22 protein-coding genes are annotated in these 23,097 nt (G+C 61.7%); 11 read left to right on the top strand and 11 right to left on the bottom strand.

All coding sequences use genetic code 11. The features are described 5' to 3' along the window. The first annotated feature begins 330 nt into the window (after positions 1-330). The 5 genes from M1D99_RS15495 to M1D99_RS15475 all read left to right on the top strand — a co-directional run bounded on the left by M1D99_RS15495 (position 331) and on the right by M1D99_RS15475 (position 6,465). On the top strand, positions 331-711 hold the full coding sequence (locus M1D99_RS15495; protein WP_434576333.1) for a response regulator transcription factor: 381 nt from the start codon (positions 331-333) through the stop codon (positions 709-711). A gap of 400 nt (positions 712-1,111) precedes the next feature. Next, entirely contained in the window at positions 1,112-2,569 is a 1,458-nt protein-coding gene (locus M1D99_RS15490) for an efflux transporter outer membrane subunit (RefSeq protein ID WP_458130400.1), read from the top strand. Then, positions 2,566-4,128: an MFS transporter gene (locus M1D99_RS15485; protein WP_458130399.1), complete on the top strand. Its 1,563-nt coding sequence runs from the start codon at positions 2,566-2,568 to the stop codon at positions 4,126-4,128. The genes M1D99_RS15490 and M1D99_RS15485 overlap by 4 nt, the downstream gene beginning before the upstream one ends. A 6-nt stretch (positions 4,129-4,134) precedes the next feature. Next, positions 4,135-5,166, top strand: coding sequence for an HlyD family secretion protein (locus tag M1D99_RS15480; protein WP_458130398.1), 1,032 nt, complete (start codon positions 4,135-4,137; stop codon positions 5,164-5,166). Positions 5,167-5,361: 195 nt separating this feature from the next. Beyond that, positions 5,362-6,465 carry a sigma-54 interaction domain-containing protein gene (locus M1D99_RS15475; RefSeq protein ID WP_434576327.1) on the top strand — a complete coding sequence of 368 codons (1,104 nt, stop codon included), beginning with the start codon at positions 5,362-5,364 and terminating at the stop codon, positions 6,463-6,465. Positions 6,466-6,698: 233 nt separating this feature from the next. Here the strand turns inward: M1D99_RS15475 and sfnG are convergent, their stop codons facing one another. Further along, complete coding sequence (gene sfnG / locus M1D99_RS15470; protein ID WP_186709414.1) at positions 6,699-7,796, bottom strand: dimethylsulfone monooxygenase SfnG; 1,098 nt, start codon at positions 7,794-7,796, stop codon at positions 6,699-6,701. A gap of 39 nt (positions 7,797-7,835) precedes the next feature. Further along, a complete protein-coding gene (msuE, locus tag M1D99_RS15465; protein WP_434576326.1) occupies positions 7,836-8,399 on the bottom strand; it encodes an FMN reductase in 564 nt (187 codons plus the stop codon). 376 nt (positions 8,400-8,775) lie between these two features. On the opposite strand from msuE, the gene M1D99_RS15460 reads away from it, so the two are divergent. The 3 genes from M1D99_RS15460 (at position 8,776) to M1D99_RS15450 (ending at position 11,936) form a co-directional block, all read left to right on the top strand. Beyond that, positions 8,776-10,020 carry an acyl-CoA dehydrogenase family protein gene (locus tag M1D99_RS15460; protein WP_186709419.1) on the top strand — a complete coding sequence of 415 codons (1,245 nt, stop codon included), beginning with the start codon at positions 8,776-8,778 and terminating at the stop codon, positions 10,018-10,020. A gap of 747 nt (positions 10,021-10,767) precedes the next feature. Beyond that, on the top strand, positions 10,768-11,493 hold the full coding sequence (locus M1D99_RS15455) for a CPBP family intramembrane glutamic endopeptidase (RefSeq protein ID WP_367617200.1): 726 nt from the start codon (positions 10,768-10,770) through the stop codon (positions 11,491-11,493). A gap of 65 nt (positions 11,494-11,558) precedes the next feature. Then, entirely contained in the window at positions 11,559-11,936 is a 378-nt protein-coding gene (locus tag M1D99_RS15450; protein ID WP_434576325.1) for a hypothetical protein, read from the top strand. An 82-nt stretch (positions 11,937-12,018) separates the two neighbouring features. Here the strand turns inward: M1D99_RS15450 and M1D99_RS15445 are convergent, their stop codons facing one another. The 4 genes from M1D99_RS15445 to M1D99_RS15430 all read right to left on the bottom strand — a co-directional run bounded on the left by M1D99_RS15445 (position 12,019) and on the right by M1D99_RS15430 (position 15,677). Then, complete coding sequence (locus tag M1D99_RS15445) at positions 12,019-12,714, bottom strand: tRNA (adenine(22)-N(1))-methyltransferase (protein ID WP_458130397.1); 696 nt, start codon at positions 12,712-12,714, stop codon at positions 12,019-12,021. Between the two features lie 15 nt (positions 12,715-12,729). Then, positions 12,730-13,656 (bottom strand): Gfo/Idh/MocA family protein, encoded by a 927-nt coding sequence (locus M1D99_RS15440; RefSeq protein ID WP_434576323.1) that lies wholly within the window; start codon positions 13,654-13,656, stop codon positions 12,730-12,732. Positions 13,657-13,774: 118 nt separating this feature from the next. After that, positions 13,775-14,569 (bottom strand): DeoR/GlpR family DNA-binding transcription regulator, encoded by a 795-nt coding sequence (locus M1D99_RS15435; RefSeq protein WP_186705912.1) that lies wholly within the window; start codon positions 14,567-14,569, stop codon positions 13,775-13,777. A gap of 100 nt (positions 14,570-14,669) precedes the next feature. Continuing rightward, positions 14,670-15,677: an aldo/keto reductase gene (locus M1D99_RS15430; RefSeq protein WP_458130396.1), complete on the bottom strand. Its 1,008-nt coding sequence runs from the start codon at positions 15,675-15,677 to the stop codon at positions 14,670-14,672. A gap of 92 nt (positions 15,678-15,769) precedes the next feature. On the opposite strand from M1D99_RS15430, the gene M1D99_RS15425 reads away from it, so the two are divergent. Continuing rightward, positions 15,770-16,672 (top strand): LysR family transcriptional regulator, encoded by a 903-nt coding sequence (locus M1D99_RS15425; RefSeq protein ID WP_458130395.1) that lies wholly within the window; start codon positions 15,770-15,772, stop codon positions 16,670-16,672. 107 nt (positions 16,673-16,779) lie between these two features. On the opposite strand, the gene M1D99_RS15420 is transcribed toward M1D99_RS15425, so the two are convergent. Further along, positions 16,780-17,121: a YajG family lipoprotein gene (locus M1D99_RS15420; RefSeq protein ID WP_207962284.1), complete on the bottom strand. Its 342-nt coding sequence runs from the start codon at positions 17,119-17,121 to the stop codon at positions 16,780-16,782. 152 nt (positions 17,122-17,273) lie between these two features. Between M1D99_RS15420 and M1D99_RS15415 the strand changes: the two genes are divergently transcribed. Further along, positions 17,274-17,510: a hypothetical protein gene (locus M1D99_RS15415; RefSeq protein WP_458130394.1), complete on the top strand. Its 237-nt coding sequence runs from the start codon at positions 17,274-17,276 to the stop codon at positions 17,508-17,510. A gap of 43 nt (positions 17,511-17,553) precedes the next feature. On the opposite strand, the gene M1D99_RS15410 is transcribed toward M1D99_RS15415, so the two are convergent. Beyond that, complete coding sequence (locus M1D99_RS15410) at positions 17,554-18,489, bottom strand: hypothetical protein (RefSeq protein WP_458130393.1); 936 nt, start codon at positions 18,487-18,489, stop codon at positions 17,554-17,556. 112 nt (positions 18,490-18,601) lie between these two features. Between M1D99_RS15410 and M1D99_RS15405 the strand changes: the two genes are divergently transcribed. Continuing rightward, positions 18,602-19,087, top strand: a complete 486-nt coding sequence (locus M1D99_RS15405; RefSeq protein ID WP_434576317.1) for a thiol-disulfide oxidoreductase DCC family protein — start codon at positions 18,602-18,604, stop codon at positions 19,085-19,087. Here M1D99_RS15405 and M1D99_RS15400 read toward each other — a convergent pair. From M1D99_RS15400 to M1D99_RS15390, 3 genes are all read right to left on the bottom strand, one after another. After that, on the bottom strand, positions 19,084-19,578 hold the full coding sequence (locus tag M1D99_RS15400; RefSeq protein WP_458130392.1) for a DUF2269 family protein: 495 nt from the start codon (positions 19,576-19,578) through the stop codon (positions 19,084-19,086). The two genes, M1D99_RS15405 and M1D99_RS15400, sit on opposite strands and share 4 nt — an antisense overlap. Before the next feature lie 3 nt (positions 19,579-19,581). Further along, complete coding sequence (locus tag M1D99_RS15395) at positions 19,582-20,709, bottom strand: saccharopine dehydrogenase NADP-binding domain-containing protein (RefSeq protein ID WP_458130391.1); 1,128 nt, start codon at positions 20,707-20,709, stop codon at positions 19,582-19,584. A gap of 1,197 nt (positions 20,710-21,906) precedes the next feature. After that, positions 21,907-23,094: a XylR family transcriptional regulator gene (locus tag M1D99_RS15390; protein WP_434576312.1), complete on the bottom strand. Its 1,188-nt coding sequence runs from the start codon at positions 23,092-23,094 to the stop codon at positions 21,907-21,909. Positions 23,095-23,097 lie beyond the last annotated feature (3 nt).

Below are 23,097 nucleotides of genomic sequence, written 5' to 3'. Positions count from 1 at the left end.
GGAGCACTATTTTGTTTGGTCTGCCGCACTTTGCCGTCGGCTGTCGTCCAGTGTCATGTTGCACTTGCCGATGTCGTCACCAGGAGGCGACTTCCGTGGCTGCGCTGGATGCCTGAGGGTGAAGCATGTGCCGGGATCCAGGACGGGGTGTGTTGCGCTCTTTAGATTAGCGCCTCACGAAAGCGCTTCACAATTTTTTCATGGCCTGGTGCTGCACCAGGCACAAGGCACCGACCCTTAGGTCTTAGGCCGTTATACGCAGGTATACTTCTGCCCCCTATGAGACCGCGTATCGTGTAGTCACGACAGGCGCTGTTACGAGCGACCCCTATGACGCAAGCCACGCAGATACGCAACACGAGGATTATCGCCGTTGTTGACGATGACGAATCCGTTCGGACAGCCCTGGATAGCCTGTTGCGTTCCAGTGGCTACAAGGTTCGAACTTATTGCAGTGCCATCGAGTTCCTGGACGCCAATGCCCCGGCCAGTACCCATTGCCTGATTTCCGATATCCAGATGCCGGGCATGAGTGGCCTGGAGCTGCATGAACAGCTCGGAGCCATGGGCTTGCGGATTCCCACTATCTTCATTACCGCTTATCCGGACCTGGGGGCGCATACGCCGGGGTTGGTCGCCTGTTTGCCCAAGCCTTGTGATACCGACAAGCTGCTCGAGTGCATCGAGACGGCCTTGCGTCCGGCACATTGAGCCACCGCCTTCGCGAGCAAGCCCGACACACTGGCTTTTCGGTAGCCACAAAATGCGAATACGCCGCAGGACTCTGTGGGAGCAAAGCTTGCTCGCGAAGAGGCCGGCACATCCAACATCTTCATTGACTGAGCCACCGCTATCGCGAGCAAGCTTTGCTCCCACCGATCTGATGGATATACACCCCATCCCCAGCTAAGAAACCATACCCCCAGGCTCAACACATACCTTCGTATACATCCCCCGCCACCGAGGTATGACTTGGCTGAACCGATGTAGAAGTGCCCTCGCCGCAACCGCTCAATACCATGACCCCACAGCGGACGACTCGCTATCCAAGGATCGACAAGCCCAGGCGCACGCTCGCGCAGCGGCGCTGCAACCTTGTGGGGAACGGCCCATGCCGGCTTTTTTCGAACTACTTCAACGCCGCTTGCAACCCATGGTCGTGCTCACAACACTGGCCCTCACCGGCTGCGCGGTGGGCCCCGATTTCATGGAACCCAAGAACGAACTTGACGCCGCGCAACTGACGCTCCGCCCCGAGCATGGACGCGACGCCTCCCTGCTCCCCGGCGCCGTTCCCAGCCAATGGTGGCAACTATTCAACGACCCGCTGCTCACTCAGTTGCAATCACAGGCACATGCCGGCAACCTTGATTTGCAGATAGCCGCCGAACGCATCGATCAAAGCCGAGCGCAACTGGGGATTACCGCTTCGCAGTTGCTGCCCAGCGTCGGCGCCAATGCCAGTTACGCCCGGGAGGCGCTCAGTGAACATGGCAAGTTCGCCGCGCTGGGCGCCCCGACGGCCCCCAGCAACTTCTGGCAAATGGGTTTCGATGCCAGTTGGGAAATCGACCTGTGGGGCCGGGCCCGCCGCGCGCGCGAAGGTGCGGCGGCGACGCTGGAGGCGACGGTCCATGAGCGCGAAGCCGCTCGGGTGGCCCTGTCCGCCGAAGTGGCACGGACCTACCTGCAACTGCGTGGCACCCAGGCCCAACTGGACATCGCCCAACAGAACCTGACGATCGCCGAGCGCACCCTGGGCCTGGCCGAAAGTCGCGAGCGCAATGGCGTGGCGACACGCTTCGAAACCTCCTCCGCACGGGCGCAGCTGGCGACGATCAAGGCCATGCTTCCCGAACTGGCCCGGCGTCGCAATGCCCAAATGAATGCCCTGGCGCTGTTGATGGGCGAACCACCTCGTACCCTCGACGCACAACTGCGCCAGGCCATGCCCCTGCCTTCGCTGCCCACTCGGGTGCCGGTCGGGGTCCCGTCTGAACTGGCCCAGCGACGTCCCGACATCCTGCGCGCCGAAGCGCAGCTCCACGCCGCGACCGCAGCCATCGGCGTAGCCAAGGCCGACTTCTACCCACGTATCGGCCTGAAAGGACGAATCGGTGTGGAAGCCTTCGACAGCGGCGACCTGCCCAATTGGGACGCTCGCTTCTTTTCCGTCGGGCCGACGGTTTACCTGCCAATCTTCCAGGGCGGGCGCCTGGTACAGCGCCTGGCCTTGAACGAATCACGGCAAAAGACCGCCGCCCTGGCCTATCGGCACACCGTATTGCGCGCCTGGCACGAAGTGGACGATGCCCTGGACGCCTGGGCCGCGCAACAGCGCCAACACGACGAGCTGCTGGTTTCGTATGAGCAGAACCGGCAGGCATTGCACGCGGCCGAACGCGGCTATCAGCAAGGTGCCGCCGACTACCTGAGCGTTCTCACGGCGCAACTGAACCTGCTCGCCAGCCAGACCAGTCTCAATGCCAGCGCCACCAACGCCACGCTAACCGTGGTCAATCTCTATAAGTCCCTGGGTGGCGGCTGGGACCCGGAGCCGCAACCATGAACAGCATCGCGTTGTCGACCACCCAGGTCGCACCTCGCGCGGCCCCCTTGGCCACGTCGTCGAAACGCCAGCTGGTCGGTCTGGCCGGGATTTTCCTCGCGGCCATGATGGCGGGACTGAACACCCGGGTTGGCGCGTTAGCGCTGGCGGACGTAAGAGGCGCACTGGGCTTTGGCTTGGACGATGCGTCCTGGCTCACCACGGCGTATAGCGCCGGGGAGCTGATTGCCATGCCCTTTGCCGCGTGGTTTGCCCTGACGCTCTCGCTCCGGCGCCTTGAGCTGTTGACGCTCGCCACGTGTACGTCGCTGGCACTGCTCCTGCCGTTCATCCATGACCTCGATCTGCTCCTGGGCCTGCGTTTTGTGCAAGGCATCGCCAGCGGCACGACGATTCCGTTGCTGATGATGGCGGCCCTGAAATTCCTGCCGCCACCCATACGGTTGTACGGCCTGGCGATGTACGCGATGACCGCGACCTTCGCGCCCAACCTGGCCATCTGGCTGGCGGGGCATTGGACAGACGAACTGCAGGACTGGCGCTGGGTGTACTGGCAGATCGTTCCTCTGGCCGTGGTCGCTGCCGGCTTGATCGCCTGGGGGCTGCCACGGGAACCGATCCAGTTCCCACGTTTTCGCCAGGCCAATTGGGCCGGCATGGCCTGCGGTGTCCCGGCGCTTGGTTTGCTGACCGTCGCCCTGGATCAAGGCATACGACTGGATTGGTTTCACTCACCGTTGATCACCTCGTCCCTGCTCGCGGGCCTGGCCTTGCTGGCGATCTACCTGTTGACCGAATGGTTTCATCCCTCGCCGTTCATCAAGTTGCAGATCCTCGGGCGTCGCAACCTGGGGCTGGGCTGCATCCTGTTCGTCTCGTTGCTGGTGGTACTGCTGTCCAGTTCGTTGCTACCGGCCAGTTACCTCGGGCCGCTGCAGGACTATCGCCCGTTGCAGATGGCCGCGATCGGGCTGATCGTCGCGCTGCCGCAGTTACTCCTGGGGGCACTGGTGGCGCTGCTGCTGTACCAGAAATGGGTTGATGCGCGCTTCATGTTCGCGTTGGGACTGTGCCTGATCGCCCTGGCCTGCCTTTGCGGCGCGCAATTGACCAGCGACTGGAACCGCGAGCAGTTCGTCGTGGCGCAAACGCTACAGGCCTTTGGACAACCGATGGCGGTGGTGTCGATGCTGTTTCTGATCACCAGCGTGGTGCAGCCAGTCGAGGGTCCGTATGTGTCCGGCACCATCAATACCCTGCGCGCCTTCGGGTCGTTGTTCGGCGCGGCGCTGGTCGGACAGCTCGTGGTCGTGCGCGGCCGCTTCCATGGGGAAATGTTGCTGGACCAGGCGGCCCTGGCAAGCAATACCCTGGCCTCGGCGCCGCTCCCCTCAGAACTGCTGGGCATCGTCAGCCAGCAGTCGCTGGTGTTGTCGATCGCCGATGCCTATCGCGCGTTGGGCCTGCTGGCACTGCTGCTGATTCCCCTCGTGCTGCGGCTGGCCTACATCCCGGCACCTGCCAGGCAGGCCGCCTCATCCTCATCCTCACATGGGTAATTCATCATGGCCTTACCGAAGAAAGCCCAGATCATCAGTGTCGTGCTGCTCGCCGTGGCAGTCGCCGGAGTGCTCTACGCCAATCGCCCTGAATCCAGCGCATCGACGCAGTCAACGGATGACGCTTATGTCCACGCGGACTTCACCACAGTCGCGCCGCAGGTGTCCGGTACGATCGAGACGGTGTTGATCGAAGACAACCAGCGGGTCGAGAAAGGCGACGTGTTGGCGACACTGGATGACCGTGATTTCGTCGCCGCCGTGAACGCGGCCAACGCCCAGGTCGCCAGTGCCCGGGCCAGCATTGCCAGCCTGCAAGCGCACCTGAGCCGGCAGCAAACCGCCATTCGCCAGGCTCAAGCAGCGGTGGCCGCGGACGAGGCGGCGCTGAAACTGGCCAGTGCCAATCAAGCGCGGTATCGCAATTTGGCCCACGATGGCTCGGGCACCGTGCAAGCGCGACAACAGGCCGAAGCGCAATTGAGCATCCAACGGGCGCGCCGGGACAGGAGTGAGGCGGGTCTGCAGGCGGCCCGGCAGCAGGTGGATGTCCTCAGGGCCGATCTGGAAAAAGCCCAGGCCGCTCTCGCCCATGCCCAAGCCACGCAGGCCATCGAGGAACTGAAGCTGTCCTATACCCGCATCACGGCACCGATCGCCGGCACCATCGGACAGAAATCCGTGCGCATCGGCGGATTCGTGAATACCGGGCAACCGTTGCTGGCGATTGTGCCGCTCGACGCCGTCTACATCACCGCCAACTTCCGCGAGACGCAGTTGGCGCGCGTCGCGATGGGTCAGGCTGTGGACATCACGGTCGACGCGTTGCCGGGCGAGTCGCTGCTCGGCACCGTGCAAAGCCTGGGACCTGCCAGCGGCGTCAGCTATTCAGCCATTGCGCCGCACAACGCCACTGGCAACTTCACCAAGATCGTCCAGCGCTTGCCTGTGCGCATTCGCATCGACCCCGACCAACCCGCCGCGGCGAAACTGCGAGTGGGGATGTCCGTGACCCCGCATATCCGCATTGATGGATAAATGCCAAGCCCCGAACTGTGGGAGCGAGGCTTGCTCCCACAGTCGCCTAAGCAAATAACTTAAAGTTATTTATTATCAGTTTTTTAGATCATTTAGATTAAGCCTTAAGCCCAATGGCTTCGCGGAAATGCTTTCAAGGAAATGTTGCCATTCATCCACCTTCAGTCACGGCAATCACATTAACGGGCCACCGTCATGCAGCTTCTAACACTACCTCCCTCCCCCGGCCTGGCCACCTCGATCCGTGCCACCGCCCAAGTCTTCGAAGACCCCACCTCCCGCGCCTTGCTGGCTCACCTGCAACAAGTCGCGCCCAGTGAAGCCAGCGTATTGATCATCGGCCAGACCGGGACCGGCAAGGAACTGGTGGCGCGCCACGTCCACAACCTCAGCGCCCGTCGCCACAAGCCCTTCGTCGCGGTCAACTGCGGGGCGTTTTCCGAGAGCCTGGTTGAGGCAGAGCTGTTCGGACATGAAAAAGGCGCTTTTACCGGCGCGTTGACAGCCAAGGCCGGCTGGTTCGAGGAAGCGGACGGCGGCACCCTGTTCCTCGATGAAATCGGGGATTTACCGTTGCCGATCCAGGTCAAGTTGCTGCGGGTACTGCAGGAACGCGAAGTGGTCCGGCTGGGTTCGCGCAAAAGCATCAAGATCGATGTCCGCGTGCTGGCGGCCACCAACGTACAGTTGGAAAGAGCCATCAATGCCGGGCATTTTCGCGAAGACCTCTATTACCGCTTGAACGTGGTCAGCCTGTTGCTCAAGCCGCTGCGCGAACGTCCCGGCGACATTCTGCCGCTGATACGCCATTTCATTGCGCAATACAGCCACAGGCTCGGTCACGGCGAGGTGACGCTGGATGCCCAGGCGCAGCGCAAGTTGCTCGATTATTCCTGGCCGGGGAATATCCGCGAGCTGGAAAACGTCATTCACCACACGCTGCTGATTTGCCGTAACAAAGTGATTGGTGAGCAGGAGCTGCACCTGTCGAACTTGCGCATCGAACGCCAGGACAACTTGCCGCAACCTGTACCCCAAAGTGCAGAGGCGCTCTTGCAGAAAGCCTTCGAGAAACTGCTCGAGCAAGGGCATGGCGATGTGTATGAAAAGGTCGAGGCCGAGTTATTGCGCACCGCCTACCGATACGCCAATTGCAATCAAGTCCATACCGCAAGCCTGCTGGGCCTGAGCCGCAACGTCACCCGCACGTTGCTGATCAGGATTGGCGAGTTGGTGGTCAATCGACGCCGCCCGGCACTGGACACTCGGGATGGCCGGGTAGTCAACCTGTCGACCTGACGCCCAGACTTTTGTGGCGAGGGAGCTTGCTCCCGCTGGGGTGCGAAGCGCCCCCATTGAGGCGGATGACATCCATCTGATACACCTCGGTGACGGCTTTGGGGCCGCTGCGCAGCCCAGCGGGAGCAAGCTCCCTCGCCACAAAAGCGGTTCGGCGATGGCCCATTCATGGGGCGCGGTGCTTAAATCCCGGCACCTTGTTCGCCCCTCGTCCGCCCTGCTGCCTCCCGCGCCTAGGCGACCGCCGCCGTTTTGGCCGTCACTTTGCGTTGCTCCAGCTCACGCACCAACGGCAGGACCTTACGGCCGAAATACTCGACTTCTTCCTGGAAGTGCAAGAACCCGGCAAGCACCAGATCCACACCCACGGCCTTGAGCGCGACGATGCGTTCGGCGATCTGCTGCGGGGTACCGATCAAGTTGGTCTTGAAGCCATCGTTGTACTGCACCAGGTCTTCGAAGCTGGACTTGGCCCAGTTGCCTTCGCCTTCCGGGCTGGACTTGCCGGCCTGTTTCGCCGCGTCGCCAAAGGCATTGACGGCCTCGGGATCGGCCTGGTCGATGATTTGGGCAAGGACCGCCCGCGCCTCTTCTTCGGTGTCGCGGGCAATGACAAAGGCATTCACGCCAACCTTGACCTTGTGGTGGTTGGCCGCGGCTTTTGCCTGGAGATCATCGATCTGCGCCTTGACCCCTTCCACGGTATTGCCGTTGGTGAAGTACCAGTCCGATACCCGGGCGGCCATGTCCCGAGCCGCACGTGAGCTGCCGCCCTGGAAAATTTCCGGATGCTGCTGCAGGGGTTTTGGCTTGAGGGTGTAGTCGTGGAAGCGGTAGAAGTCACCGCGCAACGTGAAGTTGTCGGTGGTCCAGATGCCCTTGAGGGCGGTGATGAATTCTTCGGAACGGCGATAACGCTCGTCGTGCTCCAGCCACGGCTCGCCAATGGCCGTGAACTCGCCCTTGAACCAGCCCGACACGATGTTGACCGCCACTCGGCCACCCGTCAGGTGATCGATGGTTGCGATCTGCTTGGCCAACACCGACGGCGTCCACGGCCCCGGCAACACCGCGGCGATGACTTTCAGGCGCGTGGTGGCGGCCAGCAAGGCATGACTGAACGCTACGGACTCGTGCTGGTATTCGGCGCCGTAGCCAGCGGTAAAGCGCACCTGGGACAAGGCGTAATCGAAGCCGGCCGCTTCAGCGATCTGCGCCAGCTTGCGGTTGTAGTCGATGCCCCAGTCGGTGCGTTGTTCGATTTTGCTGACCACCAGTCCGCCGCTGACGTTGGGCACCCAGTAGGCAAATTTGATCGTGTCCTGGCTCATTGCATGTACTCCACGGCTCGTTTTGAAAGGGAAAAGGGATCAGGCGGCACTGGCGTCGCGTCGGGCGCTCGGGACCAGGCTCAGCAGCGCCGATTCGACGGCGCGCTCGATACGGTCCAGCACCTGTGGGCTGGAAATGCGGTATTGGCTGAAATCGGTTTCGCTGGCATAGACACCCACCGGCAGGCTGAGGGCCTGGAAGAAGCCGAACAGCGGCCGCAACTGGTGATCGATGATCAAGGCATGGCGATCCGAGCCCCCTGTCGCGGCGAGCAGCACCGGAACATTCTTGAGGGCTTCGTGATGGACGAAATCGAACAGGTGCTTGAACAAGCCGGTGTACGAGGCTCGATAGACCGGGCTGGCGGCGATCAGCAGATCGGCCGACTCGATGGCGTGCAGGTCGTCCTGTACCGCAGCCGGCAACGCCTCGCGACGCAACACCCCGGCAAACTGCGGACCGACCTTGGCCAGTTCGATCAAGCGCACCTCGATCGGCAGTTGCTGCGCGAGCCTGTCCACTATCGCCTGGAGCAGGGCCAGGGTGCGTGACGGGTGCTGCACGCTGCCTGACACCGCCACCACTTTGAATTGCTTGCTCATCACTTACCCCATGCCTGGAGACGCCACCTCAGCGTCTGCACAGGGTGTAGAGCAGCAACCGTGCCACGTTCCTATATCTTTAATAATCAATGCGTTAGAAGTACCGCCTAATCACTTCACTGTCGCTCGACGGGCAAGCTGTTGTTCCACTGTTGCCTGGTGAACACCTGCGTTTCGATGCCTGTCGCAACAACTGTTGCCGGGCATACAGTTGCGCAACAGATTGTCCGCAGCCAGGACAGCCCTATCACCGACGAGCGTCGTACAGACCCCGCATTCATGGACGTCGCGGGCCGGGCATGGACTGTGCAAAGGCCCTTGGCACTGGCAGGTTTTTCCCCTGCCCGCTTACTCGCCATCAAGAAGGAACATCAACATGACCGCACAGCAACAACACCTGCCGCCAATCCTTTCCACTGGCACCGACTACGAACCCTTGGCCGAACGTTTCCGGCCGATCTTTGCGCGCATCCAGGCTGGCGCCCTGGAGCGGGAGCAGACCCGCAGCCTGCCCTTTGAACAGGTGAAATGGCTGAAGGAAGCCGGCTTTGGCGCTATCCGCGTACCGCTCGAATATGGCGGTGCCGGCGCCTCGTTGCCGCAGCTATTGCAACTGCTGATCGAACTGGCCGAAGCCGATTCCAACTTGCCCCAGGCCCTGCGCGGGCACTTTGCATTCGTCGAGGACCGCCTCAATGCCCATGCCAGCAGCCCGCAGGACATTTGGTTCAAGCGCTTCGTCGAGGGTGAGTTGGTGGGCAACGCCTGGACGGAAGTCGGCGCGGTGAAAATCGGCGAGGTCGTCACCCGGGTTTCCCGCCAGGGCGATCAATGGGTGGTCAATGGCGCCAAGTACTACAGCACCGGCAGTATTTTCGCCGACTGGATCGACGTGTATGCCCAGCGTGACGACAACGGTGCCGACGTGATTGCCGCCGTACGCGTGCACCAGCCGGGCGTCAAGCAAAGCGATGACTGGGACGGTTTTGGCCAACGCACCACCGGCAGCGGAACATCGCTGTTCGAGAACGCATTGGTCGAGGCCCAAAACCTCATCGACTTCTCCACCCGCTTCAAATACCAGACCGCGTTTTATCAACTGGTCTTGCTCGCCGTGCTGACCGGCGCCGGCCGTGCCGCGGTCCATGACATCACCGAGCAAGTGCGCAAACGCACCCGGGTCTTCAGCACCGGCAATGCCAGCGAAGTGAGCCAGGACGTGCAGGTGCAGCAAGTGGTCGGCCGGGCCTCGGCCCAGGTCTATGCCGCCGAGGCCACTGCCCTGCGAGCCGCGAGCGCTTCCCAACGCGCCTATGAAAGCCGCTTCAGCCAGAACGCCGAGACCGAACACACCGCCAACATTGCCGCCGAGTTGGAGTCCGCCCAGGCCCAGGTGGTGATCTCCGACCTGGTGCTACGCGCCACCAGCGACCTGTTCAATGCCCTCGGCGCCTCAGCCACCAGCACTAGCAAGGCCCTCGACCGCCACTGGCGCAACGCCCGTACCGCCGCTTCGCACAATCCGTTGATCTACAAGGAGCGGATTATTGGGGATTGGGAAATCAATGGGACGGAACCGCCGTATGTCTGGCAGATTGGTGGGGGGGCGAAGCAGGTCTGAGTGCTTTGGGTCCGTGTGTATATCCGTTGCTGCGGTAACGGCGGCTTAGACCGCGCTCCTCCAGTGGGAGCGGGCTTGCTCGCGAAGGCGGTGTGTCAGTTTGCAGTGATGTTGGATGTGCTGGCCTCTCGCGAGCAGGCTCGCTCCCACAGTGGTTCTGTGTTGTACATGAGTTTCGTGTCTGCTGAAGATCCAGTGTGGGAGCGAGCTTGCTCGCGATGGCGGTGGGTCAGTTACATGGATGTTGGATGTGCTGGCCCCTTCGCGAGCAAGCCCGCTCCCACAGTGGTTCTGTGTTGTACATGAGTTTTGTGTCTGCTGAAGATCCAGTGTGGGAGCGGGCTTGCTCGCGAAGGCGGTGTGTCAGTTTGCGGTGAGGTTGGATGTGCTGGCCCCTTCGCGAGCAAGCCCGCTCCCACAGTGGTTCTGTGTTGTACATGAGTTTTGTGTCTGCTGAAGATCCAGTGTGGGAGCGGGCTTGCTCGCGAAGGCGGTGTGTCAGTTTGCGGTGAGGTTGGATGTGCTGGCCCCTTCGCGAGCAAGCCCGCTCCCACAGTGGTTCTGTGTTGTACATGAGTTTTGTGTCTGCTGAAGATCCAGTGTGGGAGCGAGTTTACTCGCGATAGCGGCGGTCCAGATGTATCCACCAGATCCAATTGCCGACTTTTTCACAAAGCCGATAGGAACTCATCCCAGCCGATCAAAACACTGGCATCATGCCTTTTTCCTTGCACTCATGGAGTGACTGTGACGAATCTAAGTGCCACCCCTGAGTTTGCACCCGCCTCCACTCTATCGCCTTACCGCTTCTTTCCCCGGCTCGGGATGTTTGTGCTGGCCACCGTGGTCGTCTTCCTGGCGGCGATGCCCGAGGTCCTTTTCGTCCCGGCAGACATGCAGGCCTACCTGACGTTCACGACCACCTCTGGTATCACCGCGCTCCTTCTCCTCGTCCTTTTCGCCTTGCAATATCGCGCCGATTTACGTTCACAGTGGCGAGGTCGCTCCATCCGCAAACCCCTGCAATGGGGAGCGATGGGCACCATCGGGGCCTACCTGCTTTTCGGGGTCGCCGTCCTCGTACTCGGGTTGCCGCGTGAAGTGTTCATGGCCGAGCTTCTGGACGGGCTCAACAATTGGCAGGCCACGATCAAGATCGCCTCGCTGATCGTGCTGCCGCCCATCGCCGAAGAATTATTCTTCCGCCACTACATGCTCCGGCTGTTTCCCTACGAGAACAGCCGTGCCTGGACATGGATCGCGATCATCGTGACGTCGGCCATCTTCGCCGGCATGCACATCCAATACGGAAACTGGCTGACGGTCGTGCTGATCTTCGCCTGTGGCGGCGTATTCGCCGTCGCCAGAGTGGCCAGCGGTGGCCTGCTGGTGCCGGTGCTCCTGCATTCGCTGGCCGAGATTGTCGCACTGACCACGGACAAGTCTTTCTCGTTGATGGGGCTTTACGGTTGAGTCAGGCGAAGGCGCCATGCCGCGCTATGATTTTGCGAACACCAGCATTTCAAACAAGGGCAACGATGAACACTCACGCAACATGCCTCGGACTGCTTGCCCTGACGCTTCCCTTGCTGTGCGAGCCCGTCCAGGCCTCCACATGGCAGATCTGTGAGATGGAGCTGCGTGTCGTCGAGGTGCTGAAACGACCCTATCCGCAGCTTCAGGCGCAGGTGGTAAAAGTCAGGCCGAAATCCGCCTCGGTGGAATGCCTGCAGCCAGGCTCGTTGCTCACCTTCACCCCGGAAACCCCGGACTACCAAGCTACGCTCCCCCGCCGGCAATGGCCCGGGAAAGGGCAGTCGGTACGGGTGGACTACCGTTACCTGGATGGCATCTGTAAAGGCGACGGTAATTCGTACGCGTGTCGTATCAAGCACTACCCGGTGGTGGGTCGATAAGCGGGCGACCGGACCGGGGCGTTGCTCAATTTGGTGAGATGACTGCTCGCGATGACGTCGGCACATCCAATCTCAATGCCACTCAAGCCAGCAGCGCGCTGATCCACCGAACCTGCCGGGCAATCTCTTGCAGCTTCTCCTCGGGCACGGCTTGCCGCGCCTTGGCCAAGCTGATGAGGGTCTTCTGCTTCTGGCGCAACAGGCGCTGCCACTTGGCCAGGAAGACCGGGGTTCGGGCTTGCAACTGCAGCGGGCCGAAATACAGCTCCTCGGCGGTGTACGCTACCGGCCCGGCGCGCTCGGCCACGATGATCTCGTAGTAGAAGCGGTTTTCCCGCAGCACTTCCTCGCAGAGGATGCGGTAGTGGTTTTCCATCAGCCATTGGCGCAGCGGTTGTTCGCCGCCGTTGGGTTGCAGGATCAGGCGCTCCCGACCGCTCAACCGCGCTTTGCCACTGTCCAGGATGTCGCGGATCGTCTCGCCGCCCATGCCGCAGAGGCTGATCGCGGTGATTCCGTCCTCCGGCTCGATTGCCGCCAGGCCGTTGGCCAGGCGCACGCTGATCCGCTGCTCCAGGCCATTTTCGACCACCGTGCGTTCGGCGGCGCGCAATGGCGTCAGTGCCACCTCACCGGCCACCGCCGTCGCGATGACGCCACGGCGCAGCAAGGCCACCGGCAGGTAAGCGTGATCCGAGCCGATATCGGCCAGGTGCGCGCCCGCCGGCATGTGCGCCGCCACGCGCTCCAGGCGCATGGACAATGTGTGTTCGTTCAACTGCAATTCCCTGGGTTAATCGTAGAACGGCTCGACCGCCGTCCGACTGCCGACAAAGAAGCTGTCGGCGACCAAGCGCAGTGGCTGCAGGTCCATGTCGCTGGCTTTGTCGTTGATCAGTTGTTGAAAATGCCGGTACACCGCCGCGTACTCGCCCTCCTCGGATACCGCCTGGCGCACGCCGTCGATGCTCAACAACGCACCGCCGTTGTCCAGGCGCAACACGCCTTCGGCGCAGCGAATCTCGATGCTCCAGAGCTCGTCATGACCATGGTCGAAGTCGAACTCCGCACGGATATCGAGGTGACGCGCGTCGGCCATCTTGATGCTGGCGGCAATCGGCGACTGGCAGTTGTCCGGCACGCGCAACTCGGCCGATTCCACGAACAACGGCAGTGCCAGCAGATGGGTGGCGATCGACAAGGCATTGATGCCCGGATCGAACACGCCCAGGCCACCGGGTTGCCAGATCCACGCCTGGCCCGGGTGCCACTTGCGCACGTCTTCCTTCCAATCGATCTGCACGCTTTGCAAGGTGCGGCTGGCCAGCCAGTCACGGGCGGCTTCGATACCCGGGGCGTAACGGGAATGCCAGGCGAACAGGCCGCTGACTCCTTGCTCGCGAACCTGCTCCACCAAGGCCATGGCTTCACCCAACGTGGCGCACGGCGGCTTTTCCACCAGGACGTGCTTGCCGGCCGCCAGCGCCTGTTGCACCAGTGCGAATCGACCTTGCGGCGGTGTGCAAAAGGCAATCGCATCGACCTGCGGACCGTTTTCCAGCAGCTCGCCCAGGGAGCGGAAGTTCTCCACCCCGGCGCAAGGCTGTCCTTGCGTGGCGACCGCCACCAATTGGAACGCGGGGTTGGCGTGGATGGCTGGAACGTGTTGATCCTGGGCAATCTTGCCGTAGCCCACCAGGCCGAGACGAATCGGTTGCATCGATGACTCCTGATTTTTTGTACTTGTGATCGGCCAGCAAACTAGACGCAAATCGCCTGGCGGACAATGGGGGTCGTGCAGTATCTATTCGATTGCCCCGCCCAGTTGGGGAAATACTTCAGGCCCGTCGCTGTGCACGGTCCGCCGTCACGACGTTGGTCACCCGGCCGAAGAAGGGTTCGAGTCGCTCACGCGGCGCGTCGTGCTCCACCACCAGGGCGGCGACTTCTTCGCAGGCGGCCACCTGGTAGTGGGCAACGCTGGACAGCTTTTCATTGGTCACCGCCGCGATCACCTGTCCACTGGCCGCGACCACCGCGCGCTTGAACTCCGCGTCATCCAGGCCGAACGCCGTAACGCCATTATCGGGATCGATGGCGCAGGCGCCGAGGAAACACAGGTCAAAACTGAACTGGCGCAATTGCTGGACAGCCGTCAACCCGATCACACCACCGGCGACTGGGTTCAAGCGGCCGCCCAGCAGGATGACTTCGGCGCGGGGCAGTTTCATCAACTGGACCGCAATCAACGGCGAGTTGGTGGTGAGGGTCAATGGCAGGTGCGGATCGATGGCGCAGGCAATCGCCAGGTTGGTCGACCCGGCGTCGATGAACACGTGCTGGCCCGCGCGCAACAGCGCAGCGGCGGCTTGGCCGAGGCTGCCCTTGCGCACCGGGTCTTTGCGCACACGCGCCTCCATCGACCCTTCGGCCGCGGGCACGAGAATCGCGCCACCATAAACGCGCTTGCACACCCCCGCCGCTGCCAACGCGCCCAGGTCACGCCGGATCGAGTGTTCGGAAACCTTGAATTCGCTGGCCAAGTCAGCCGCGATCACCCGGCCATACCGGGCGAGACGCTGGCTGATCAGTTGCTGGCGTTCACCGGGGAACGCTTCGTGAGGAGTTGTCATGACATTGCAACCTGCATAAACGAGCACTAATTATCACAAGCGAGCAAATAGTGCCGGTTATGCAGCGAAGCGTCAAACCCGAGCGCTCACGTGGTAAACGTCAAGCGCCCCCAGGGACATTGGTGCCCATGCCCAATGGCAGGAAGGGTTGGATCTCGTCGATTTCCTCGGCGCTGAGGCGCAGCTGTGAACCGGTAATCAACCCATCGACCTGGCCGGGCCGGCGGGCACCGACGATGGCGCCGGTCACCACCGGTTTGCGCAGCACCCAGGCGATGGCGACTGCCGCCGCGCTGACCCCGTGCCGTTCGCCGATACCGGCCAAGATCTCCACCAGCGCCAGGTTCGCGCTCAAGCGAGGCTCCTGGAAGTCCGCGCTTCGCGCCTTGCGCCAATCGTCGTCGGGCAATTGGGCGATGCGTTCGCGGGTCATGCTGCCGGAAAGCAGTCCCGATTGAAGGGTGGAATAGGCCAGGACCCCCATTCCCGCCTGCTCGCAAAATGGCAGGACGTCGTCCTCGATGTCTCGCATCAAGGCCGAATACGGCGGCTGGAGTGAGACGATCTCGGTCACCGCCTGGGCCCGCTTGAGTTGCGCAACATCGAAATTGGAGACGCCGATAGCGCGAATCTTTCCCTGTTCGCGGGCAGTGGCCAAGGCCGAAAGTGCCTCCTCGATCCCTTCACTGCTGCCGTCGGCAGGAAAGGCCGGCCAGTGGATCTGATAAAGGTCAATGGTTTCGACTTGCAGTCGACGCAAGCTTGCCTCGACCTCGGCGAGCAACGACTGAGGCTTCAGCGAGTGTGAGATCAACTGGCTGACCGGGTCCCACACCAGGCTGCCCTTGGTGAACACCAACGGACGCCGCGAAGCCGGTACCCGACGCAACAACTGCCCGACCAATTGCTCGGCATGGCCCAAGCCATAAACCGCCGCCGTGTCGATCCAGTTCACCCCGCGCTCGACGGCATATTCAAGGGCGCCAAGGCTGTCCTCGTCATCCTGCGCGCCCCAACTGTATGCCCAGCCGGTGCCGGCGATGGCCCAGGTTCCCAGACCAATGGGCGAAATCAGCAAATCCGATGATCCAAGACGATTCTTTTGCATAGTGCGTTCTCCACAGATGATGTGGCCAGTATCCGCGAGGGATCTCATGACGATAAGATGGGTAATCGTATCTGAACTACTGAACGGTATTCATGAGTCAGCACCCCGATCTGTCCGAACTGGATGCCTTCGCCGCCGTCGCTCGCCATCGCAGCTTTCGCAAGGCCGCCGACGAGCGTGGCGTTTCGGCTTCTGCATTGAGCCACGCGATGCGTGCATTGGAAGCACGCCTGGGTGTCAGGCTGCTCAACCGCACCACGCGCAGCGTGACCCCGACCGAGGCCGGCCATCAGCTGTTGGCAACGCTGGCCCCGACCCTGCAGCAGGTTGCCGATGCCTTGGCGCAGTTGACCTCGCTGCAGGACGTGCCCGCCGGCAAGCTTCGCCTCAACGTAGCGCGTCCGGCGGCGCGCGCGGTCTTTGCCAAGGTGCTCGGGCCATTCGTGGCCCGGTACCCGCGCATTCAACTGGACCTGGTCACCGATGATGGCCTGACCGATATCGTCAGCGGCGGGTTTGACGCTGGTGTGCGCTTTGGCGAAAGCCTGGCCGGCGACATGATCGCCGTCCCTGTCGGGCTCCCTCAATCGTTCGTGACCGTGGCGGCGCCAACCTATCTGGCCGCGAAGGGGATCGTTCAGGCGCCACGGGACTTGCTCGACCATGCCTGCATCGCCCGGCGTTTTCCCAGTGGCAAGCTCTACGCCTGGGAGTATCAGGCCGAGGGGCAACCGATCCGGTTGTCCGTCACCGGTCCACTCATCCTTGAAGACGATGCGCTGATGATCCAGGCGGCAAAAGATGGCGCCGGCATTGCCTACGTGTACGAGGAGCTGGCGTGCGATGACCTGCGCAACGGGCATCTCACGGAACTGCTTGCGCAATGGAAAGCGCCGCCAAGCCGGTTTTTTCTCTACTACCCCAGCCGACGCCATGTGCCGCCGGCCCTGAAAGCGCTCATCGAATTCATCCGGGCGCAAAATTGGCTAACCTGAAACCGCCAGGCAAAAAAAAAGCCCCGCGACCGAAGACGGTGCGGGGCAAGGGAATTGGTTGGTTGCGGCCAACCAAAGGAGCACGGTGAAAAACGTTTACGGGCCGGTCAGATGCATTCCTGTGCGGCGCGTTCAAAACTTGAAGGCAAGAGATTGGAAGCCAGCAGGTGGCGCTCGTAGATGAACACCTTGCCGCCGCTGCCTGCCTTGTAGGCTTCCAGCACGTTGTCCGCCGACACCTTGCTCGGCACCACGATGCGGTAGCTGCGCTGGGTCTGGGAGACCAACGGGTTCAAGGCATTGCCTTGCAACTTCGGTACGACGCACTCGGCGTATTGGGCCGGCGTCTTGCTGGTCTGCAAGGTCAGCGTCGGGTCATTCGGTGCCGAGGCACAACCGGCCAGCAGCAACGGGGAAAACGCCAGGGAAAGCAAAAATAAACGGCGCATGGGTCAGGGTCCTGAAAATAAAAATACGGGGCTGCGTGTTCGATGGCGCTGATTTTCCAATGATTGCCGGCAAAGCAGAACTTGCATTTGGTAATGGTCACTATTACTCCTAGCAATAGTTGCAAGCCCAGACAGATTGATGAGGTCTATCCATGAGAACGTTTGATCTGATCCGCGACGCGGTATTGCCCGACTTCCGTGAGCGGGTGGCGGACTATCTGGGCCAGTACGAAAGCGTGCTGTTGAGCAATACAGAAGCCGACCCGGAGCTCAAGCAGGCCACGGCCCATCAACTGCGCGGCTATCTGCGCGGGTTGAACACGACGCGAGTATTGGGCATGGCGGATTGGGAGGAGCTGGATCGGCGGGTGGTGGATACGTGGCTTTAGCGCCCGGCCAATGACAGGCAGGCCTTCGTGGAATGTGCTCGATTCATTGTGGCGAGGGAGCTTGCTCCCGCTGGACTGCGCAGCAGTCCTCTTGCCGCCTCGGCCCGACACTGGCTTGCACCCTGTCCACCAGCCGTTGCACCCACGCGGCATCCTGGTCATTGACCACCCCATAGCGGTTCGGCGGTAAGAAATTCCAGTGATGGGCGGTCTCGTCCAGGCGCTTGAGTTCATCGGCAGACAGCCAGTACGGCGTATCCATCAATGGCATCGGCGCACCGTCGAAACGCCGGCCCAGCGGCAGGTTCGTACCGGGGGCGAGAGCGATCGCCAGTTCCTGACGGGGTTGCAGCAGCTTGTCCGACGCCGGCATTTGCCCTACCCGACCGTAGCTGAAGTCGCCCGAAAACTGCTCCTTGAGCACCAGCCAATGCCCCGCCGCAGTCCGGGCCAGGATCCATTGCGACACACCGCTGTCCTGCACGTACTTCACTTTGCCGTCGGACCATTGCATGAGGGTGTTGCAATCCGGGTCATAGTCGTTGGACCACAGGCAGATGCCGGAAACCAGGGTATGGTGTTCGAGCTCGACCAGCCCTTGATCGGGCATCGACGCCCAATAACGCTTGGTCGGGTCGCGCGTATCACGCCAGACGTTGTGCACGATCCACGCCGCCATGAACAGCAAGGTGGCGAGCACAAGCCAGCCAAAGGAGGCCCCGATGATCCGGTCAAGGTCAACGCCTGGAGCGGATAACCCCTGATAGGCCAGCAGCCCCAGCAGAAACACGATGCCCGGCAACACCGGGCCCAGGCACAACGGCGGCACCAGCACCACGACCCAACTGAAGCGATGCATCGTCGCACGCTCGTGCGCCCAGGCCAGTTCCTGAGCCAGCATCGGCGCCCGCTCCCGTGGGCCGATACCAGGATCGGGGGTCTGGAAGCGGGTGAACAGGTTGTAGATGTCATCGCTCATGGATCGGATCATGCCCTTGAAATCATCATGGTCGAGCGCCCCTTCGGGACGCCCTTTGACGCTGGAACAGGCGTATTATCCGGGTAACCAAGCGCCGTGTAGACCCCCAATCATGCCCATCTCCCAGACCCGCCCTTCACCCGCGCCCTTGCTCAAGCCAGGCGAGACAGTGGTCCTGTTCGACGGCGTTTGTAAACTGTGCAATGGCTGGGCGAAGTTCCTGATCCGCCATGACCGCGACCGACGCGTGCGGTTGGCCTCCGTCCAGTCGCCTGAAGGACAAGCGTTGCTGGCCTGGGCGGGCTTGCCCTTGCAGCAGTTCGACACCATGGCCGTGGTCCGCGACCAACATTACTGGGTGCGCTCGGAGGCGATTCTTGAAGTGGTTGCCCTACTGCCCTGGGTTTGGCGTCCGGTGCAACTGCTGCGTTACGTCCCCCGCGTGTTTCGGGATTGGGCCTACGATCGCATTGCCCTGAATCGATACCGGCTGTTTGGCAGGTACGACGTGTGCCTTTTGCCGGATCCGGATCATGAGCGACGGTTTTTGAAGGCGCCCGCGCCTGAGAGCAATCCGGTGGAACGGATCGGTACTTAGCCCGTCAATAGCTCGATCCACTGACGTGGCGCCATCTTCGTCACCATGATCAGCACAATGACAAACATTCCCAAAAATCCAAAAACACCCATCCAGAACCACTTTTGATACACGGATGAGTATCGATCATCGAGCGCCCGCCCGTCCCCAACCGCGTTCGAAGCCATCACATGTAGCCGCTTCTGAAGCACCAGTACCGGAAGCCAGAGCGCGCCCACGCAAAAAAAGATGATCAGCGACGTCATGACCCATTCAGTGGTAAGGGGAAGTCCGGCCAGCCTCAGCAGCAGGTAGCCCGTCCCTATCTGAATAAAGCCCGCGGGCGTGGTAATCCAAGTGTCGAACTGAACGACCGTCCTGGCCACGTGGGCAATGACCTGAGGGTTGGCGGTGCGGCTGGCCGCGATCAGGTAGAGATAGGACCCCATGCCGAAGCCGAAGAGAAAAACGGCAGCAATGATGTGGAGGTACTTCAGGCAAAGATAGAGCATCTGTCAGCCCTGCTCGTCAGAGAAGTGTACAGACAGGCTCAAGTTTTCGGGGTCGTTGATGGCGGCCATGTATTCGTCGACACTGATTTCACCCACGCAGGCCCTAGCACCGGGTTCGGGCAGATACCCTTGGGCGACTTTTGCCGCCAACGCAACGGCTGCACAGCTGGGAATCTCCGGGCCCTTGTCGTTCATGGCGGTGAGTTGCACGTTCATCGACAACGGTTCGCCATTGGCCCCCATGCCATGGACGTCGATGTACATTGCGCTTTTGCCATCGCCAAATCGTTCGAACCAGAGCCCCCACCGATGTAGCCTGGCGGCCCAAATAACATGATCACGCACCAGCCCCATCCGCATTGCCTGGGCCAGCAGGTAGTTGGCGATGCCGCCTAGCTTCAGGCCTGCGCCGGCCTTGAAGCTCAGGTTCCGGGCACCATAGCGGCTGGCGAAGATATCCATGTCCGGCACGTCGACATTGGCCAATACCCGGGTCCCCATGTGCCGCAATCTGCGAAGCGTCAGATCCTGCCATCCCAGGACCTCATGCACCCGGCCATTCCTGAGTTGCTTGATCGGCTTGCCCGCATAGGCGAGGACGCCTTCGACGGTGGACAACCCCGGCATCTTGGCCGAAGAGGAAATGCCATGTTCGATGGTGTCGATGCGTTTAAATCGATACCGCTGCTGATCGATAAGGGCGGCCGAGAGCGTCGGCACTGAGCTGCAACCACTGAGGATCGCCACGCCTGCCTGTTTTGCCCTGGCGTCGAGTGCGCCAATGCCGGTGACAAAGGCTCTTGAATCGGACAGGTCACAGTAGTTCACGCCCGCGTCGATGCAGCTCTCGGCGACTGCATAGGATTGCCCTTGAAAGGGGCCGCCGGTATGAATGACCCATTGGATGTTCATCGAGCCAAGGACGGATTTGAAGCCCGGCCCCATGGCGTCGCCGCACCAACTTTCACACACCGAGTTCGATTGAGTGTTCAACTCATCGACTTTGCGCTGCAGTTTTTGGGCGTCACGCCCGGAAATAACCAATTGCACGCCTGGCATCACCACCAGATGCCTGGAAACGATACTGCCGAAATTCCCATACCCACCGACCACCATGACCCTGAGCGTCATTCCATCCGTCCCTAAATATTCGATGAGGCAAGCACCTTGCCACAAGAAAGACTCGGTGGTGTACCCCCAGCGGTGGGTCACTGTCCCTTTGTGGCGAGGGCGCTTGCTCCCGCTGGCTGCGCAGCAGACCCATGTCGTCAACTCAATTAGCCTGACACACCAGGGTGCCTGGTTTCAGGGCCGCTTCGCGCCCCAGCGGGAGCAAGCTCCCTCGCCACAAGAGCGATTCGGTGGTGGGTCAGTTCAACAGGTGCAGGCTGTCCCTCACCACAAGAGCGGTTCGGTGGTGGGGCAGTTCAACAGGCGCAGGATGTTGCCTTTGTGGCGAGGGAGCTTGCTCCCGCTGGGCTGCGCAGCAGACCCATGTCGTCAACTCAATTAGCCTGACACACCAGGGTGCCTGGTTTCAGGGCCGCTTCGCGCCCCAGCGGGAGCAAGCTCCCTCGCCACAAGAGCGATTCGGTGGTGGGTCAGTTCAACAGGTGCAGGCTGTCCCTCACCACAAGAGCGGTTCGGTGGTGGGGCAGTTCAACAGGCGCAGGATGTTGCCTTTGTGGCGAGGGAGCTTGCTCCCGCTGGGCTGCGCAGCAGACCCATGTCGTCAACTCAATTAGCCTGACACACCAGGGTGCCTGGTTTCAGGGCCGCTTCGCGCCCCAGCGGGAGCAAGCTCCCTCGCCACAAGAGCGATTCGGTGGTGGGTCAGTTCAACAGGTGCAGGCTGTCCCTCACCACAAGAGCGGTTCGGTGGTGGGGCAGTTCAACAGGCGCAGGATGTTGCCTTTGTGGCGAGGGAGCTTGCTCCCGCTGGGCTGCGCAGCAGACCCATGTCGTCAACTCAATTAGCCTGACACACCAGGGTGCCTGGTTTCAGGGCCGCTTCGCGCCCCAGCGGGAGCAAGCTCCCTCGCCACAAGAGCGATTCGGTGGTGGGTCAGTTCAACAGGTGCAGGCTGTCCCTCACCACAAGAGCGGTTCGGTGGTGGGGCAGTTCAACAGGTGCAGGCTGTTGCCTTTGTGGCGAGGGAGCTTGCTCCCGCTGGGCTGCGCAGCAGACCCATGTCGTCAATTCAATTAGCCTGGCACACCAGGGTGTCAGGTTTTGGGGGCCGCTGCGCGCCCCAGCGGGAGCAAGCTCCCTCGCCACAAGAGCGGTTCGGTGGTGGGTCAGTTCATCAAGAGCGGTTCGGCAGAGGGTCAGTGGGTGGTCGCATTTGTCCCCTGCTGATACTCCCGTGGCGTGCAGCCGAATTCGCGGCGGAACACGGTGTGCAGGTATTGCGCCGATTTGAAGCCACAGCTCTGGGCGATGTCGGCAATCGGCGCGTCGGTGTTTTCCAGTCCGCTGGCGGCAGCGGTGAGTTTGAAGCGCAGGATTTCGTCGTGGACGCTGCAGGCCCGTTCCTTGCGAAAATGCGCTTCCAGCGATGAGCGCGATATCCCGACATAAGCCGCCACTTGGGCGGTCTTGATGCCCTGGCAGGCGTATTGGCGGATGAAGAGCAGGGCTTGCATGACATAAGGATTGCCCAACGGTTGATGCAGGCTCGATACCTGTACGTTGATCGCATCAGGCGGGACCAGGATTTGCGTGCCCGTGGACGGCATGCCGTGCAGCATCTGGTGGAGCAGCCGCGCGGCGGTGCGGCCCATGGTTTCGGTGCCCTGGATCACCGAACTCAGCGGCACCCGTGTCAGGCTGCGGGTGAGCGGGTCGTTGTCGATGCCGATCAACGCCACTTGCTCCGGCACGGCGATGCCGGCGGTCAGGCAGGCTTGCAGCAGTTGCCGGGCGCGGGCGTCGCTGACGGCGATGATACCGATGGGTTTGGGCAGGCTTTGCAGCCAGGCGATCTGCTGTTCGACGGCGCTGTCCCAGAGCGGTGCGCTGGTGCCCATGCCGCGATAGACCTCGGCGTGCAGGCCATCGCGCTGCAGCAGCCGGCGGAAGGCCTTCTCCCGCTCCTGGGCCCAGCGATTGGCTTGTGCCTCGGGCAGGCTGAAACAGGCGAAGCGGGTCAGCCCGGCTTCGATCAGGTGCTCGTAGGCCAACCTCATCAACGCATCATTGTCAGTGGCGACGTAGGGAATGCCCTTCGGGTAGGCGCGCTCATCCTGATAGGAACCGCCCACCGCCACCACCGGCAGCTTGATCCCGGCCAGCGCCTCGCCGATCAGCGGATCGTCGAAGTCGGCAATGATGCCGTCGCCCTGCCAGCGCTCGATGCCTTTCAAGCGGCAGAGAAAATCCTCCTCGAGAAACAAGTCCCAGGACGCACGCGTGCTGCTCAGGTAGTTGCCGATGCCGCTGATGATGCCGCGGTCGTAGATCTTGCTGCCATTGAACAGCAACGCAATGCGGTGAACGGGCGGAACGGTTTTCATTGG

It is taken from the genome of Pseudomonas sp. R3-41, from assembly GCF_054161485.1.
The sequence above is the reverse complement of the archived record's forward strand: the minus strand, read 5'-3'. Positions and strand labels throughout refer to the sequence as shown.